Genomic DNA, 2,571 nt, shown 5'->3' on the forward strand with positions numbered 1-2,571 from the left:
AGACCGGGAAGATAAACCAGTAGAATTGGTAGCCACCAACAATGCAACGCGAGCTTATGTGTTGTTACAAGAATCAGGTCGCGTGGGGTTAGTAGATTTGATGACTTGGCAACAGGTCGATACCAATTCAGAAACTCCTGAAATAGATCCGATTGACTTACCCGCTGGTGCTGACCCTCAATCGATCGCCCTCGACCCTGGGGATAACTATGCCTACATTGCTGATGGCAAAATTGGAGCGCTTTACATACTGGATATCAATCCCAATTCAGCGACCTATCATCAAATAATTCAGACTATTTCATTGCCCTCTGCATCATGGGGATTGCGCCAGATATCGATGAGTAGTGATGGCCGAAAGCTATTTGTTGCCGCTCCCGATTTTTCTTTGCCGTTTTCTAACACTAAGGGGCAAATTCACGTTGTTAATATCGACCCGCGCGACCGCCCTACTAATCCAGAAAACAATCCTCGATTGTGGCACGAAAAAATTGGCTCGATTTCTACTAATTCTGAGGTAGATGGTGTTTTTGCGAAGAACAATGGTGGTATTGCTTTTACCAACTCCAGACGAGAGAATGCGGGTTTTGGAGTGGTGGAAATCCTTAATGATGACCCGCTCAATTTCACGGTGGGTACTCCTCGCTACGTCTCATTAAGTCTAGGCAGTTTTGGCGATTACTTCGATATCAACTGGGCGGTGTCGGTAGACATTCTGCGGGATGGTTCTTACGCATTTGTGGCGGCTAAAAATAATAGTTCGCAAACCGGGGTAGATAGTATTGATGGGTTGCGCGCAGGGAGTAATATTGGGATAATTAAAGACCCGTTTGGTCCTAATGCGAAGTTAGTCGCAGCCACCCGACCGATTCCCGGTGGCAAAACGGCGGATTTGGTGCTTTCTAGTGATGAGAAATATCTATATGCTTCTTACCCGGGTTTAGAATTGTCTGATTCAACTGATAAGGGTGGCATTTTCGTGTTTGATGTAGAGGAAATGATTGCCACTGTGGAAAATCCCGGGAATTTCTGGCTGGATAGTTTAAAGCGAGGGGTAGGCAGTGTTGGGTTTAATGAGAATACGAAACGGTTGGCGAGTGAAAATGATTTGGGATATGTGCCGATTGATGATATTAATCCGGACATCAGTGTAGCGGCAGATTATGAGATTATTGGGGGCAATTGGCTGAATGACTTTACTTTTGGCGTTCCGGAGGATACGATAAAAGCTCCGCTGGGGATTGGGGGAATGCCGACAGGTTTGACCCTAGTATCGGCATCAAACCCGTTGCAATTGGTGAGTCCGGGAATCAGTGGAGTTGCTGATTCTTTGACCCCTACATTCGAGTGGAAATTTGGGGATGAGGAGGAGGATGATGTTTGTGGGGCGATCGACCCAGATGAGGTGAAGGAAGTAAGGCTTTATGTGAGCGTGTTTCCGAAGGGAGAGGGGTTGTTACCGGGGGATACCTGGAACGAAATTCAGTATCCGGGAAATTTGGATGATTACAATCCCAATCGCATTTTGACGGCAACTTGGAAAGATGGTGTGTGGACTTGGAATGGTGGCTCTCAAGCGGGTTCAAAAGACCAGTTTACACTGCCTGATGACCGAATGTTGACGGCAGGTCAGGAGTATCATTGGGCCGTAGAAGCGGTGATTAATGGCTCACCGAGGCCGGTTGTTGAGGATAGTCAGTTCAAAACTCCACAAGCGGTTCAACCCGGTATTGACGGCAACGCTTTTAGTAGCATCACAGTATTAACTCGGGGATTAGAATTTCAACCCAATCTAATCAACCAGCAACTTGAACAAATGGCATTGCACATCACCCAACCCTTCTCCCCAGAAGATGACGGCGGTTTAGTCATGTACTATGAACCGGGAACAGGTCAATGGTATTGGCGCAACAACCAAGGCACCAAAATTTACAACATCCCAGAAAGTAAATTCGGCTCTCCCTTAGTTCTCATCCCCGACTTGGAAATGACCCCTCACCAAACCGGCTATAATTCCGGGTTTGCTGAAGCCGCAGCCGATGCAATGTTCGCTTCTTTGGTTAGCTTAAACCAAAAGTTAGACAATGACGCTTTCTTTAAATCGCCGATGCATTTCATTGGGGTGGGTCAAGGAGCAGTTATCAACAGTGAAATCATTCAACGCATGGGAACTTTCTTCCCGAATTTGTGGGGAACTGAGGATAACATATCTGACTTAATGATGACCACTATCGACCCTCACGATTTCAGCCAATCTTCTTTACCGTCGCCTTTACAAAGCCAGAACGACCCGGAAGTTACGGTTTGGGAAAATGTCACATTTGCTGATAATTATTACCAAAATGTAGCGGAGTCTGAGGAACCGAGAACTAAGACAAGGAATGGACGGGAAATTGACGCCGCAGATTGGAATGTTGTTTTGAGCCAGCGTGCTGGTTTTACCCCGGATGACACTGAAAATAGTCCGCATCGACAAGCATTAGCCTGGTATGCAGGAACGACTAATCTCAGTGGTAGTGAATTGCCACTGTTAGAAGGAGCAAGGGAAGGGGAGAAGATTTACCGACGTTT

General features: G+C 46.6%; 1 protein-coding gene. It reads left to right on the plus strand.

The window, feature by feature from the left end:
- The coding region (locus NG833_RS27195; protein ID WP_375293964.1) for a YncE family protein at positions 1 to 2,571 on the plus strand (2,571 nt) is incomplete at both ends.

The sequence above is a fragment of the Oscillatoria sp. HE19RPO genome (assembly GCF_024220515.1).
GTDB lineage: Bacteria > Cyanobacteriota > Cyanobacteriia > Cyanobacteriales > Laspinemataceae > Laspinema.